This window comes from Cellvibrio sp. ARAG 10.3, from assembly GCF_051846955.1.
GTDB lineage: Bacteria > Pseudomonadota > Gammaproteobacteria > Pseudomonadales > Cellvibrionaceae > Cellvibrio.
On record NZ_JBPYCU010000002.1, the window covers coordinates 438,416 to 453,445 of the forward strand.

A 15,030-nucleotide genomic window follows, 5' to 3' on the forward strand; every position below is an offset into this window, starting at 1 on the left:
GACACATCATATTATGGAAATAAACCTGCCGCGAAAATTATTGCTGGCTATTGCCCTCATGCAAGGCCTGCTGTTACTTATCTTGCACCAGGCCATCGAGTTTTCCTTCTGGCCTTACCAGCATCCCCAATGGCTGTTCTGCTTTTATAGTATGGTCATTATTGGCCCCTGGATGCTGCTGTTATCCTTAACGCCGGATAACGGGCGAACCCTCCTACGCTGGGTTGCCCCCTTCACATTGCTGTGCGGCCTCACCGGCTATTACATGGGTAGCCAGGTGATTCCTTTGGAACACCTGCGCTTTACCGGCTCTCTGGTGGCTTATGTGTCTACACTGGGCATTGCCAGTTTCAAATTCCTGATGTATGCCCAACAACGCGCTACCGGAAATCCCTTTAACTATGCAGACCTGTTTCGGTTTTCCTGGCGGAATTTTTTAACCGTTGGTCTTGCACTGCTATTTATGCTGTGCGTGTGGGGCATCCTCAACCTGTGGGCAGGATTATTTAAGGTGATCAAGATTGACTTCTTTGTGGAGTTGTTCAAGGAACCCTGGTTTTATTATCCGGCATTGTCATTAGCCCATGGTTTCGGTGTGATTATCTTCCGCAGCCAGTACAAAGTTATCGACACCATCACGCGTATCCAGCAAGCCCTGATGAAATTTTTGCTGGTTATCCTGACGCTGGTTTCCATCCTGTTTTTGATCACCTTACCCTTCACCGGTCTCGACCCTTTATGGGAAACCAACAGCGGCAGTGCGTTGATTTTGTGTATGCAGGCCTTGATGTTATTTTTCCTCAATGCCGTTTATCAGGATGATCCTGACACCCGGCCTTACCCGCTGATTATTCACCGTTTTATTTATATCGGTGTTGCCCTGCTACCAATCTATAGCGCCATTGCATTTTATGGTTTGAGCTTGCGCGTACAACAGTATGGATGGACAGTCGACCGCTGTTGGGGCTTTCTGGTCTGGGGCTTTCTCGCGCTGTTTTCCCTGGGTTATCTGTGGGGCATCATCAAGCAACGCGATGCCTGGCTGCATCGATTAAGTTGGGTTAATGTGCGCATGGGGATTTTACTGCTATGCACCATGATGCTGATCAATTCACCACTGATGGATTTTCGCAAGATATCCGTCAACAGCCAGCTGGCGCAACTGGAATCCGGCAAGGTGAAACCCGAAGATTTCGACATTCATTACTTCCGTCGCGAATTAATGAGACCGGGCTACGATGCCTTGCAACAATTCAAGCAGGACGTTAGTGAGAGCCATCCTGCCATTGCTATTGCCATCGACAGCCTCTACCGCGATCCTACAAACAAGACAAGCCCGATTGATAAAGACCAACTGTTCAAAGCCATTCGCGTTCTTCCCGAACACACCATCCCCACGGCACTGGCCGATGCCATCCATGCCGACTTGACCAACAATCCCTGGCGTTTACGCAACGTAAAAGATTATTACTTGATGTCAGTTGATCTGGACGAAGACGGCAACAACGATTACGTATTGGTGGATATAACAGAACACTTCCCTCATGTTGCGCTATTCACCCAGCGGGGAGATGTGTGGGAAAAACTTAACCTTAGCCGACTGGACAAGCAGGAATATAACGCACAAGAATTGATTGAAGCCTTGCAGCAACAAGCCGTCAAAACCGTAACCCCACGCTGGAAGCATCTACAATTGGGCGACTTCACCTTACAGGTTAATCAGGAAGCAACGCCGTGAACCCTGAGCGCACTGCAAGCGGGCCGTCAGGGGGTAACCAGATCACGCAGCTCACGTAATGCGACTGAGAAAACAGCAAAATCGGCGTGGCTGCCCGATTGCAGTTCAGTGATCATCGCTGTCCACCGTTTGACGTGCGCATCGTTTTGCTCACCCCAGGTGGACACGACCGCATCAATGGCATCCGCATCGGTAATTTCAGGAATTAAATGTGTCGCCAGCGTGCGTAGATGGGTTTCAAGATCATCCATAAAACTTTCCCGTGCCATGGCTTGCCAATAGTTTTCTACCTTAACGTCCGATAATTGCTCGGCAAACCAGGGTAAATCCAGATACTCACCCAGGGTCGCATATAAATCAGCCACGGCCAACAAACCGGTGCCGTTTGTCTGTGCGGCATCGACGACACTGAGGCCGGAAAATAAATACCCCGGCATTGCCGCGCGCCTGGCGAGCGCTTCCGGCAAACCTTGCTCTTGCAAGTACGCGCAACGTGCTTGCCAGTCCTCCAGGGATTGCCCACGCAACAATTGCGGTAAATGGCTGGCAATCTCCTGCACGCCGTGTGAAAAGATCTCCACCTCTTTGCCGGGGTCGAGTTGATCCCGGCGATTGCGCAAAAACCAACGGGTAGCGCGACGCACGCGGCGCATCATCTTGGTCATCAATTCAATTTGCAGCGCCGCCGGCACCTGGTAATCCAGTTGCTCCAGTTCTCGCCAATAGGTATCCAATTGGAAAATATTGCGCGCGGTAATATAAGCCGCCGCCAGCTCGCCGACGTGAGCACCGGTAGATTCCATCAAGCGCTGCGCAAAACTGATGCCCATATTATTCACAATGTCGTTAGCGATCTGGGTCGCGATAATTTCACGACGTAAGCGATGGCGATACAAAGGCTCCTTGAAATCCTGGGTAATTTTTTGCGGAAATGCCCCTTCAATAAAACCGGCGATGTATGGATCATCGGCAATATCCGTCTCCGCCAGATCCTCCTTGAGCGTCGCCTTCGCGTAAGAAATCAGAATCGCCAACTCCGGGCGCGTCAAGCCTTTGCCATGAGACTGCCGCTCGATAAGGCTTTCATCATCGGGCAGGAATTCCAGTGCGCGATCAAGCCGGCCGGCGGCTTGCAGTTTGGTCATAAAACGCCGGTATTCCGCGCCGCGTTTTAGTGCATCTGCCTGGGCAATACTGATAGCCTGGGTTTGTCGATAATTATTGTGCAACACCAGTTGCGCCACATTTTCGGTCATATCCATCAGCAATTGGTTGCGTTGTTTTTGCGTGAGATCTCCCTTGGCAACCACATCGTCCAGCAGGATTTTGATATTCACCTCATGGTCCGAACAATCCACACCGCCAGCGTTGTCAATAAAATCGGTATTACAGGCCCCGCCGGTGAGACAGTACTCCACGCGCCCCAGCTGGGTCATGCCAAGGTTACCGCCCTCGCCGACCACCTCGCAGCGCAATTCGCTACCATTTACCCGTACACTGTCATTGGCTTTATCGCCAACCTCGGCGTGACTTTCGTCAGAGGATTTTACATAGGTACCGATACCGCCGTTCCAAAGTAAATCCACCGGGGCCTTAAGCAAAGCGTGAATCAATTCATTTGGGGTGAGCTTGTCATCATTGATGGCGAACGCCGTTTTCATCTCCGGCGTAATGGCGATGGATTTGAGATCGCGAGCAAAGATACCGCCGCCCTTACTGATCAGTTCCTTGTCGTAATCCATCCAGGTGGAGCGCGACAATTTAAATAATCGCTCGCGTTCGCGGAAGCTGCGTTTTGCATCGGGGTCCGGATCGATGAAGATATGCTGATGATTAAATGCGGCCAGCAAACGACTATGCGGTGACAGCAGCATGCCATTACCAAATACATCACCCGCCATATCGCCGATACCGATAACAGTAAAATCCTGCTCCTGGATATTGATACCTTTTTCCTTGAAATGACGCTGCACCGAAATCCAGGCACCCCGCGCGGTAATGCCCATGGCTTTGTGGTCGTATCCCTGGCTGCCACCGGATGCAAACGCATCACCCAACCAGAAATCGTATTCGGCAGAAATGCTGTTTGCGATATCAGAAAAGCTTGCCGTTCCCTTATCTGCCGCCACCACCAGATAAGGATCATCCTGGTCAAAACACAATACGTTATCCGGCTTGATGATCTCTCCACCGCGCAGGTTATCGGTAATATCCAATAAGCCGCGAATAAACATCTTGTAGCAGGTAATGCCTTCCTGCTGGATGACATCGCGGCTGGCGCCAGCCGGCATTTGTTTGCAGACAAACCCACCTTTGGCCCCATTGGGAACGATCACCGCATTTTTAACCTGCTGGGCTTTTACCAGCCCCAGGATTTCCGTACGGTAATCCGGAATGCGATCCGACCAACGTAAACCGCCCCGCGCAACCTTACCGCCGCGCAGGTGTACCCCCTCCATGCGCGGTGAAAACATATAGATTTCATAGAGCGGTCGCGGTGCAGGAATATCCGGCACCTGTCGTGGACTGAATTTCAGTGACAGATAATTTTTTTCCCTTCCCTGCGCGTCACGCTGGAAATAATTGGTGCGCAAACTCGCGTCCATCATCGCCAGGTAACGACGCAGGATACGGTCCTCGTTGAGGTTAGCCACACTGTCCAGTTCTTCCAGAATTTTGTTGCGCAAACGGTCAATGCGCTCGCTGGAGTCACGGCCTTCGTTGAGGCGCGGATCAAATTTGGCTTTAAACAAAGCTATCAGGTTACGCGTAACGCTCACCTGGTTAACCAGAGTATTGGCAATATAACTCTCGGTAAAATTGAATAGCGTCTGACGCATATAACCGGCGTAGGCGCGGAACAGCATGACTTCACGCCAATTGAGTCGCGCACTCAGGATCAGGCGGTTGAATACATCATTGTCAGTCTGTTTGTGCCAGATTGCGGCAAAGGCTTCCTGGAAACTTTTTTTAACAGCGTGAACATCAACGCTTTCAGTCAAGCTGTACGACAGCATGAAATCATGGAGCCAAACCACGGAGCCATCGCGCCGGCAAATATCGTAGGGATTTTCCGTGATGACGCGTAAGCCCATATGCTCCAGAATGGGTATCACATCGGATAATTCGAGCGTCGTATCCAGATGAAATATCTTGAAGCGCAAGACATTATCCTCGGCACCCGCAGGCTGATAAAAACTCATCGCAATATCCTTGGCATCATGCAACTCCGCGATGGAATCGATATCGTGTACCGCTGTGCGGGAATCGTAGGTTTCCTGATAGGCTGAAGGAAAAGCCTCACGATATTGTTGCAGTAACGCCATGGCCTTTTCTTCGCCCTGCGCATCGAGCAAAGCATCCTGCAGGTCGTCATCCCAGGATCGGGTAATGGCTACAATGCGTGCCTGCAACGCCTGCTGATCGTAATCCAGTGCCCGATTCGGATCGACTTTAAACACCAGGTGCACCCGCGCCAGGATGGATTCAGAAAACCAGGTGGTAAATTCACATTCCTGGGAACCTAACGACTCGCCAATCAAAGCCTGAATCTTCAAACGCAGGCGCGTGGTAAATACATCGCGCGGCACATACACCAGGCAGGTAACAAATTTGCCGAATAAATCCCTACGCATAAACAGGCGCACCATATAACGCTCGTTGATACGTGCAACGCCAGTGACCAATTCATAGAGTTCGGCGCTGGTGCAAAGAAATATTTCATCACGCGGAAACGTATCGAGGATTTGTTGTAAGGCTTTACCGTCGTGACTGTCGGGATCAAGTTCACTGCGTTCAAATACCTTCGCCACCTTGGTGCCAATCAGCGGAATCCGCCGTGGACTCATGGTGTAAACCGCGGAGGTGTACAGCCCGAGAAAACGCGCCTCACCACACATTTCACCCATCGCGTTAAAGCGTTTCACCACGATGTAATCCGAGTAAGCCTGACGATGCACGCGGGAACGGACGGAGGATTTGGAAAAGGTCAGCACCTGGGGCGCCAGATGAAAACGCGCCATGCCGCTGTTGAAATGATCTACGTCGCTCACATGGGGGCCGCCGCCTTTAAGCCCAAAGATACCCAGGCGTTTATCCACGCGCTCACGCAAGACTTTCACGCCCTCTTCTTCGCTGAATTCATATTCGGCGTAGCCGAGAAACGTGAAATGGTTATCCACAATCCAGCGCAAAAATGCCTGGCTTTCTTCCACCTGCGCGACTGAAACCGCATCGCGTACCAGATTGAGGTTTTCTTCCGCGTCCAGCACGCGCTCAACCAATGGCTGATAGTCCGCCACCACGACATCCACTTCCGCCAATACAGAATCAATACCGGTCACCAGATCGTGCAGGGTTTGTTCTTCTGTGCGCAGGCTGATCTCCAGCACGATCAGGGCTTCTTTTTCCAGCTCATCGTCTTCGGCCAGCGAGCGATGCGTGAGCCTCTGTAGTTGATGATGCGCATCGCGCGCAACGGCAACCACGGTGCTTTTAATGCCATGAATGGCGATATTGCGTCGATTGAGTTCAATGCGGATAGAGTCAACCAGAAACGGCATGTCGCGTTGCAGCACTACTAATACGGTGTAAGGACACACCCAACCATCTTCTTCAAGATCGGGATTAAAGGCGCGAATCTTCGGCGCCTTTCGATCATAGTGCTGCAAAAATCGCCAGTACTGGAAAACCGCACCGAAGACATCGCTGAGGTGGCGCCCGGCAAGTTCTTCCAGCGGATAGCGATCAAAAAATTGTTCCGCGAAGGCAAAGAGCGCCTGCTCTTCCGCTGGTGATAATTGTTGTGCGGCGTATTCGCGCAATTCCTGAAAAAAGCTGGTGAAATCTTGCGTGTTGGTTAATCGTCTGTCCACAGACACCTCCCGGTGAGTTCAAAAAACAACCACGGGTTATGGGACCGCAAAAAATCCATTAAATTTTGCGTAAAAGCCGTTGTGCTATCGCGCCTGGGCCGTGTGTTTAAGAATAGCTGATGAAGGCCAGCGAAGCCGTTGAAAAATTGGGGAACTGCCATCACTATGGCAGGTCTACCCAGCGTCGCAAGAATCGACCGATGCGGCTAAAGAAGCAGCGGCGGTTCAACGAAAAATAAATGATCGAACAATAGAAAAGGTGATTCCGACCCATGCAGGCATACCAGCAGATCCAAACGCTCAACACCTGGCTCAACAATCAAATCATCGGCCAGGAACACCTGAACCAACGACTGTTGATTGCACTATTGGCCGACGGCCACCTGCTGGTGGAAGGTGCTCCCGGTCTGGCCAAGACCAAAGCCATTAAAACCCTGGCCCAGGCGATTGAAGGTGACTTTCACCGCATTCAGTTTACCCCTGACTTATTACCCTCTGACGTGACCGGCACAGATATCTACCGCCCGGAGCACGGCACCTTTGAATTCCAGTCCGGCCCGATTTTCCATAACCTGGTCCTGGCTGATGAGATCAACCGCGCACCGGCCAAGGTACAGTCTGCGCTGCTGGAAGCCATGGCCGAGCGGCAGGTGAGCGTGGGCAGCCGGACGTATCCGCTGCCGCCCCTGTTTATGGTGATGGCCACCCAGAACCCGATTGAACAGGAAGGTACCTACCCACTGCCGGAAGCCCAGCTCGACCGTTTCCTGCTGCATGTGATGGTGGATTACCCCAGCGTGGACGCGGAGCGCCGCATCCTGCAACTGGCGCGCAATGAGGCGGCCGCTATTGCGCCGGAGGTACCGGCTACGGTCAGCCAGGCAACGCTGGAGATCGCGCGCAAGGAAATCCTTGCCATGCACATGGCGCCGACGGTTGAGGAATATATTGTCCAGTTAATTAACGCCACCCGTCGTCCTGCAAAATACGACGAAGACCTGTCCAACCTGATCGAATATGGCGCCAGCCCCCGTGCCACCATTGCGCTTGACCGTTGCGCCCGCGCCTATGCCTGGCTGCAAGGCAAGGATTTTGTCAGCCCCGATGATGTTCAGGCCGTTATCCATGATTGTCTCCGCCATCGCTTGATTCTCACCTTTGAAGCCGAAGCCACTGGCGTTAACAGCGACCAGGCGATTGATAAATTAATTGCCGTTGTGCCCCTGGCTTAACCTATGAGCAACGCGTTATTGGATAACCTCAATCCCGCCGGCGCCTACAGCGATCTCGCGCAACTGCTGCGCCTGCGGTTTGCCGCGCAGGATCTGAAGCTCTTCGCCAAGCGGCCGGTGCGCAGCCTGCTGACCGGCGGCGAACGCACCCGCTTTCGCGGGCGCGGTATCGACTTTGAAGAAGTGCGCCTGTATCAGCCCGGCGATGACATACGCACCATCGACTGGCGCGTCACCGCGCGTACCCAGGTACCGCATACCAAGATCTTTCGCGAAGAGCGTGAGCGCCCAGTGTTTATGGTGGCCGACCAGCGCGCCACCATGTTCTTCGGCAGCCAGCGCTGCTTTAAATCCGTGTTGTGCGCGCATATCTGTGCATTGCTCGGATGGGCTGCGTTAGGCAACAGTGACCGCGTTGGCGGCCTGGTGTTTGGTGACCACACGCAACGGGATATCCGCCCGCGCCGCAGCAAGCACGCGATGCTGGAGTTGTTGCATCAATTGCAGGATTACAACCACCGCCTGCAATCCCCGATTCCACCTGCAGATGGTGTGAAGCTGGTGGATATCCTCGCGGATACCCGCCGCATCGCCAAACCGGGTTGCGCTTTATTTATCGTCAGTGACTTCCACGATTTTGATGCAGCGTGCGAGCAACAATTGTTTGAACTGGCGCGGCACACCGACGTCACTCTGGTGCACGTGTTTGATCCGCTCGAACGGCAACTGGCCAGCAATGCTATCTTGACGATCAGTGATGGTCAGTCCCGCTGTCGTATTCCAGCTAACGAGCGGCGCTTCCAACAGGCCTACCACGAAAATTATCAAAAACACCTGCAGGACTTAACCCGCAGTTGTCAGCGCTTGAATCTGTCCCTGTTGTCTTACGCCACCAATGACGACATCCAACATTTGCTGCGCGAGCGCTTCGGCAAAAACAGCCCACGCCGCCGCTAGGTTTCAGACACGATGGAAAACATGGACCCACTTGCTCAACTGAAAGACATTCACTTGCCCGAAGCCGTCGGCCTCTGGCCGCTGGCCTGGGGTTGGTGGGTGTTATTAATCTTGCTGGTGCTGGTCGCCCTGCTTGCCTTTTGGTTGCATCGTCGTCACCGGCAACGTAATCGCTACCGCGCCGCTGCGCTCGCGGAATTGCAACGCGCCACGCTCGCCGTAAAACAGGATCAACAGGTCGCCACTTATTTACAGCAAGTCAGCATTATTCTGCGCCGCGCGGCGTTAAGCGGTTGCGGCAATAGCTATCAGGCAAACCTCAAAGGTGAGGCCTGGCTGCGCTGGTTGGATGATCAATGCCCGGAAACCCGAGACGGTTTCAGCAAAGGTGCCGGACGCGCGCTCTTAACCGGCCCTTATGAGGCCAAGCCGCAAGCCGATATCAATGCCTTGCAACAGCTGGTGAGCCTGTGGCTGCAAAAACATCGCAATCAATGGCAGAAAACGCCAGTCAGAAAGTCGAAAGAAACGTTACTGCCGACGCGCGCGCAACCGGAGCCGCCCACAGATAATGCCCCCGCTGATGACCAATCCGTAAATAAAAATAACAAGGAGACCCGCAATGCTTGAGTTGCAATGGCCCTGGTTATTACTGCTGCTTCCGCTGCCGTTATTTGCCCGCCTGTTGCCGGCGCAGCAGCGCCAGGAAGCGGCCTTGCGTGTACCTTTTTATCGCAGTGCCGCCGCCTTGCAAGACGCCACCAGCCTGCATACGCGCAAGGGCCCACTGAAGATTCTGTTGTTGTGGGTCATCTGGTTGTGCAGCTTATTGGCCGCCAGTAACCCGCAATGGGTCGGCGAGCCGGTGAGTTTGCCCGGCAGCGGGCGCGACCTGCTGATGGCGGTGGATATTTCCGGCAGTATGCAAATTGAAGACATGACCTACCTGGGTAAAAGCATCAATCGCCTGCAAGCCATCAAGATTGTCGTGGGCGATTTTGTGGAGCGACGTAAAAGCGATCGGTTGGGTTTGATCCTGTTCGGTAGCCAGGCCTATTTGCAGGCGCCACTCACCTACGACCGCAACACCGTCAATCAACTGTTGCAGGAAACCCAGATTGGTTTTGCCGGCGAGAAAACCGCCATCGGTGATGCCATTGGCCTGGCAGTAAAACGTCTGCGCGCCCGCCCGGATGCCAGTCGTGTGTTGGTGTTATTGACTGATGGTGCGAGCAATTCCGGAGAATTGACACCGCAGCGCGCGGCCGCTCTGGCGCTGAAAGAAAACATCAAGATTTACACCATCGGTTTCGGTGCTGACGAAATGATTGTGCCTGGTTTATTCGGGGCACGTCGCGTCAATCCGTCGCAAGATCTCGATGAAGACACCATGCGCGACATTGCCGAGCAAACCGGCGGGCAATATTTCCGGGCGCGCAACCTTGAAGAATTGAGCAATATCCATCATCAACTGGATTTGCTGGAGCCTATCGAATTCGATGAAGAAACTTTCCGCCCGGTGCAGGCATTATTTTATTGGCCTTTAGGTGTGGCTTTTGTGTTGAGCTTATTGTGGGCCTTGGCGAACTGGTGGCAACAACGCGCTACACCTTTCTACGCGCCGGACAATGCACCGAACAATGTATCGAAAAATGCATCAACAACGCGCGGGGAGGTATCCCGATGAGCACCTGGGAGATGATCCTCACGCAATTTCACTGGCTGCGCCCGCTCTGGCTGTTAGCGTTGATTCCAGCAATTTTGTTGGGCATTGCCTTGTGGCGACAAAAGCGTGGCGCGCATCAATGGCAACAGGTTATTGCACCGGACCTCTTGCCGTATTTAATTGATGGCGACACCACGCGCGCGCATCGCTGGCATATCTGGGCGATGATCGCATCCTGGATTATTGCCACCCTGGCCATGGCTGGTCCGGCGTGGGAAAAACGTCCTATGCCCGTGCAAAAAAATCAGAATGCACTGGTGCTGATCCTCGACCTTTCGCCATCGATGTTGACTGAAGATATCAAACCCTCGCGCCTGATTCGCGCGCGCCTCAAGATCGCCGATATCCTGCGCGAACGTAAAGATGGCTTGACCGCGCTGATTGTTTACGCCGGCGAATCCCATGTGGTGACACCGCTCACTGACGACACTGCCACCATCAATAGTTTGTTGACGTCACTGCATCCCAACATCATGCCATTGCCCGGCAGTAATGCTGAATCGGCTGTTACCCTTGCCCTGCGTTTGCTACAGGATGCGGGTTTACCACGCGGCGATGTCTTGTTGATTACCGATGGCGTTGTGAGTGACGCCCAGGCCGCGATCAAACAACAGCTCAACAACAATGTGCGCTTATCCATCCTCGGTGTCGGTAGCGATTCGCCCGCGCCGATTCCCGGCAACAACGGCGGCTTTGTGCGCGACAGCAGCCGTGCCATTGTCACCACCCAATTAAATAGCAGCGAATTGCGTTCACTCGCGCAGCAAACCGGTGGACGTTACAGCGACCTGACCAACGACAAACGCGACATCGAAACCTTGCTCGCCCTGCCCTCACCGTTAGTCGACGAAAGTCGCGCTGTGGATCGTGAGTTTGATACCTGGCATGACAATGGCCATTGGTTAGTCTTTTTATTACTGCCGGTGGTGTTTTTCTGTTTCCGTCGCGGTGTGTTGCCGGCGCTGTTATTGGTCCCTGCGCTGTCACTGTATACGCCGAACAGCCACGCATTTGAGTGGCGTGATCTTTGGCTCACCCAGGATCAACAGGGTCAGCGTGCTCTTGAACAAGGTGACGCCGCCAGCGCGGCGGAAAAATTTGAATCGCCCGAGTGGAAAGGCAGTGCGCAATATCGTGCGGGCGATTACGAGGCCGCCGCCAAAAATTTTGCGCAAAGTGACACTGCCCAGGCGCATTACAATCGCGGCAATGCCCTGGCAAAATCCGGCAAGCTGGATGAGGCACTAAAAGCCTATGATGAAGCCTTAAAACGTGATCCTGATCTGGCGGATGCCGCAAGCAACCGCGCGCTGGTGGAAGCGCTGAAGCAACAGCAGGAACAACAACAGCAACAACAAGATCAACAAAACCAGGACGGCGAGAATCAGGAAGATCAGGACAGCGAACAAAACCAGGATCAACAACAGAATTCGTCCGAGCAAAACAACGAACAACAAAACAAGCAGGACCAACAACAGAATCAAAACGATCAGCAACAGCAAAGCGAGTCCGAACAAGAGCAGGATCAGCAACAGCAGGATCAACAGGATAGCGAACAGCAGAACGGTCAACAAAGCAGCGCTGCGCAACGTTCGGCAGCGGGCGATAGCGGCGAGCAGTCGAGCGAGCAAGCCGAGCAACAGGAACAGCAAGCCGCGCAACAAAGTTCAACCCCCAGTGCAGAAGAGCTGGAAGACATGCGCGCAGCCCTGGAAGAAGGCTTGAGTGACGAAGAAAAGCAAGCGATGGAACAGTGGCTGCGACGCGTTCCCGATGATCCAGGTGGTTTGTTGCGCAATAAATTCCGTTATCAATACCAGCAGAAACGTGATGAGCGGCACCGCAATATGTGGCAGACACCCACCGAGCAAGAGAATGATCGCTGGTAGCAGGCAATTGCCTGAATAGAAATACGCAGAGCGTTACATCGATAAATGAGAGTCAAGGTATGAACCGATTATTTTTTTCCTCACTGATGCTGCGCAGTTTTTTATGCGGATTATTTATTCTGTTGGCGTTCAGCGCCAGCACTCACGCCGATACTCTATCGGCCAGTGTGGATCGCGACACCATCAGCTTGCAGGAAACCCTGACGCTCACCCTGCGCTTCTACGCACAAACCAGCGACTCGCCGGATTTGACATTACTGCAGAAAGATTTCGATATCCTCAATACCCAGCAAAGCAACCAGATGCGCGTGATCAACGGCGATATGGAATCCTTTACCGACTGGCGCATCGCCCTTGCCCCCAAGCGGGTCGGCACACTGGAAATTCCGTCGTTCACAATTGAAGGGGCGAGCAGCGATGCAATTCCCATCACGGTGGAATCCCAAAGTCGCGCACCACAAAACGCTAGCAGCGAAGTCTTTGTTGATGTAAAAGTGAATAAAGATAATGCCTATGTGCAGGAACAAATCCTCCTCACGATTCGGTTGTATACCTCGGTCAATTTAAACGGTGCGGAGATGACACCGTTGGAATTGCCAGACGCGCTGGTTGTTGATCTGGGTGAGAACCAATACCAGACTAATATCAACGGTCGCCAGCACATTGTGGTGGAACGGGTATACAGTATTTTTCCGCAGCACAGCGGTGAGTTGATTATTCCGAGCTTGACGTACAATGTGTCAGTGCGCAGCAGCCAGCGCGATCCCTGGGCCGATCCGTTCGGCAACCGCCGCAGCAATCTGTTGCGCTTGCGCACTGAAGAGCAGCGCGTCAAAGTGAATACGGCTCCCGCACAATTCACCGGTCAGGATTGGCTGCCGGCCAAAGACCTGCAATTGACCGAACACTGGAGCACCGAACGATTGAAAGTCGGCGAGCCGGTTACCCGCACCATTACCCTGTCCGCCGAGGGTTTAACCGCTGGCCAATTGACGCCGTTATCGATGCCGGCGGTTGATGGGCTGACCTTTTACCCGGACCAACCACAAAATGATGACAAAACCAGCAACAAGGGCGTAACGGGTTCACGGATAGAAACCCTCGCCATTATTCCCAATCGCAGCGGTAAATTTACCTTGCCGGCGATCAGTGTCGACTGGTGGGATACCGACTCACAAAAAATGAAAACCGCTACTTTGCCGGCCAAAACGGTTCAGGTAGAAGATGCCTTGGGGAACATCACACCCGACCCAGTGCCCGCCCTCAGCGTGGATACTCCCGCAGAAACCACACCGATCACTACCGATATGCCCAGCGCAACAACGGATGTTCGCGTGGTAAACATTGCGCCCGTTTGGCTCATTACCGTGGCGCTGATTCTGGGTTTAACTACCCTGATGTTCGCGTGGCTCTACTGGCAGGCGCGCCGCGAATTGCGAGCCATTCATTCCTTCTATATCGCAGAAAAAACCCAGGATCATGTGACTGAAACAGCAGCCTGGAATGACCTCAAACGTGCGGCGGCCAACAAGGATTATCCCGCCCTGCGCACGGCGTTGATTCACTGGGCTCAAGCCCATTGGCAAGATCCGCAACTGCAAAACCTGCAGCTCCTTGCCGAACGTTCGAGCAATGACGCCTTGCGTGTGCAACTGAAAAAGCTGGATGAGATTCTGTATCGCGGCGCTGCCGGCAATGATTGGGATAGCAGTGAATTAATCCAGGAGATCAACAACTGCCGCCGCCAGAAACATCACCGACAAAAACAACAGGATGGTTTGGTGCCGCTGTATAAAAGCTGAGTTTCACAGCGCATTCAACGGCCCTGATAACGCAACCCCTCGATATACTGGTCAAACTGTTCCATCACCCGCTCCAGGGAGCGGGTGGCCAACTGAAAATACGCTTTAGGGCTGATGGTGGGCTGATCGATTACCACATCCGTTTCTATGCAGTGCAGCAGCTGTTCAATCTCGGCCCAGGCCTGCGGCGAAAGATATTCGCCTGTATGTGACGCAATTTTATTGCGTAAATGATTCAACTGAATTCGCAAGACGCTGCTGCACTCCCCTTTTGCCACCACACCAGTGCCCAAAGCACGCGCCTGGCCAATCGACTCAGCAATAAATAACAACGACCGCCATTGATGTGCAAACGCCGCTGGCGCCTTGCTATCCAGGTGATGCGCGTCGGCAATGTCTTCGATGAAATACAGGATATTGGCAATCAACTGGTTGTGTTGTTTGAGGTTATTCATGGCTTCCCCGGAAGCGTAATGGCTACTCAGGCGCGACCAGTGATCGAGGATGCTCCGCCACTTTTCATTAGCCTGCACCCACACACCCAGATTATTCACCTCCACAATTTCCTTACGGATTTTATTCTGCAACGCCTGAATCTCTGCTTTCGCATCCTGATTACCATTGAGAAAACCCGTCGTCAGTCCGCGATGTTGTTGGACGTGCGTCAATAAAGTACGCATGACCCGCACGTAATTCAGCCCCTGATCCACGAGACGCCCCACAATGACCCGCCGGCGATGCAGGCAATAAAAAATAAATGCAATAAAAATTAGCGGCAGGAGAATAAATAACAGCGAGAATACATCAGCCAT

The 15,030-nt window shown here is 53.1% G+C and carries 9 protein-coding genes; 7 read left to right on the forward strand and 2 right to left on the reverse strand.

The genetic code is table 11. The features are described 5' to 3' along the window. Nucleotides 1-13 precede the first annotated feature (13 nt). Entirely contained in the window at nucleotides 14-1,738 is a 1,725-nt protein-coding gene (locus ACSV5M_RS04640; RefSeq protein WP_439174419.1) for a DUF4153 domain-containing protein, read from the forward strand. A 26-nt stretch (nucleotides 1,739-1,764) separates the two neighbouring features. Here ACSV5M_RS04640 and ACSV5M_RS04645 read toward each other — a convergent pair whose 3' ends face one another. Continuing rightward, nucleotides 1,765-6,612, reverse strand: coding sequence for an NAD-glutamate dehydrogenase (locus ACSV5M_RS04645; RefSeq protein WP_439174420.1), 4,848 nt, complete (start codon nucleotides 6,610-6,612; stop codon nucleotides 1,765-1,767). Nucleotides 6,613-6,884: 272 nt separating this feature from the next. Between ACSV5M_RS04645 and ACSV5M_RS04650 the strand changes: the two genes are divergently transcribed. From ACSV5M_RS04650 to ACSV5M_RS04675, 6 genes are read left to right on the forward strand one after another with little or no spacing between them, the layout of a single operon-like run. Further along, nucleotides 6,885-7,844 (forward strand): AAA family ATPase, encoded by a 960-nt coding sequence (locus tag ACSV5M_RS04650; protein WP_439174421.1) that lies wholly within the window; start codon nucleotides 6,885-6,887, stop codon nucleotides 7,842-7,844. A 3-nt stretch (nucleotides 7,845-7,847) separates the two neighbouring features. Beyond that, nucleotides 7,848-8,801, forward strand: a complete 954-nt coding sequence (locus tag ACSV5M_RS04655; protein WP_439174422.1) for a DUF58 domain-containing protein — start codon at nucleotides 7,848-7,850, stop codon at nucleotides 8,799-8,801. 21 nt (nucleotides 8,802-8,822) lie between these two features. Beyond that, the gene (locus ACSV5M_RS04660) at nucleotides 8,823-9,431 is read left to right on the forward strand and encodes a DUF4381 domain-containing protein (protein ID WP_439174423.1); all 609 of its coding nucleotides are present in this window, start codon (nucleotides 8,823-8,825) and stop codon (nucleotides 9,429-9,431) included. Further along, nucleotides 9,424-10,488 carry a vWA domain-containing protein gene (locus ACSV5M_RS04665; protein ID WP_439174424.1) on the forward strand — a complete coding sequence of 355 codons (1,065 nt, stop codon included), beginning with the start codon at nucleotides 9,424-9,426 and terminating at the stop codon, nucleotides 10,486-10,488. The genes ACSV5M_RS04660 and ACSV5M_RS04665 overlap by 8 nt, the downstream gene beginning before the upstream one ends. Next, nucleotides 10,485-12,416 carry a VWA domain-containing protein gene (locus ACSV5M_RS04670; RefSeq protein WP_439174425.1) on the forward strand — a complete coding sequence of 644 codons (1,932 nt, stop codon included), beginning with the start codon at nucleotides 10,485-10,487 and terminating at the stop codon, nucleotides 12,414-12,416. The genes ACSV5M_RS04665 and ACSV5M_RS04670 overlap by 4 nt, the downstream gene beginning before the upstream one ends. A gap of 59 nt (nucleotides 12,417-12,475) precedes the next feature. Continuing rightward, nucleotides 12,476-14,218, forward strand: a complete 1,743-nt coding sequence (locus ACSV5M_RS04675; protein ID WP_439174426.1) for a BatD family protein — start codon at nucleotides 12,476-12,478, stop codon at nucleotides 14,216-14,218. A gap of 14 nt (nucleotides 14,219-14,232) precedes the next feature. Here the strand turns inward: ACSV5M_RS04675 and ACSV5M_RS04680 are convergent, their stop codons facing one another. Next, the gene (locus tag ACSV5M_RS04680) at nucleotides 14,233-15,030 is read right to left on the reverse strand and encodes a nitrate- and nitrite sensing domain-containing protein (protein WP_439174427.1); all 798 of its coding nucleotides are present in this window, start codon (nucleotides 15,028-15,030) and stop codon (nucleotides 14,233-14,235) included.